Origin of the sequence: Microbacterium sp. C5A9 (genome assembly GCF_022627955.1) — a bacterium.
Classification (GTDB): Bacteria; Actinomycetota; Actinomycetes; order Actinomycetales; family Microbacteriaceae; genus Microbacterium.
In genome coordinates this window covers 1-235 of record NZ_JABXGD010000040.1, presented here as the reverse complement: position 1 = coordinate 235, position 235 = coordinate 1, and the positions used below count along the sequence as shown (strand labels likewise).

At 67.2% G+C, this 235-nt stretch carries 1 protein-coding gene; it reads right to left on the bottom strand.

Annotation, left to right across the window (positions count from 1 at the left end; all coding sequences use genetic code 11):
• Window positions 1–235: hypothetical protein (locus HWD99_RS18410; protein WP_241797637.1), on the bottom strand; the 235-nt coding region annotated here is incomplete at both ends.

The following is a 235-nucleotide window of genomic DNA, read 5'->3' as shown; positions in this document are numbered from 1 at the left end:
GAAGAAGGCCTTGGCGAAATCGTCCAGCGACTTGCGGCCGTGGCTGAGCGCGCGTAGCTTGGCATCCACCGCCAGCCACAGCATCTGCCCGCCGCTGTAGTAGTCCTCGCTCATCTGCCAGCTGCGGTACGGCAGCGGCGCGCGATGCGCGGCGGTGGGATCGTTGGTGGTGTCCTCCAGCGAACGCCACTGGAAGCCTTCGCGGTTGCGGTCGTAGTTGGCCGCGGTCATCGCC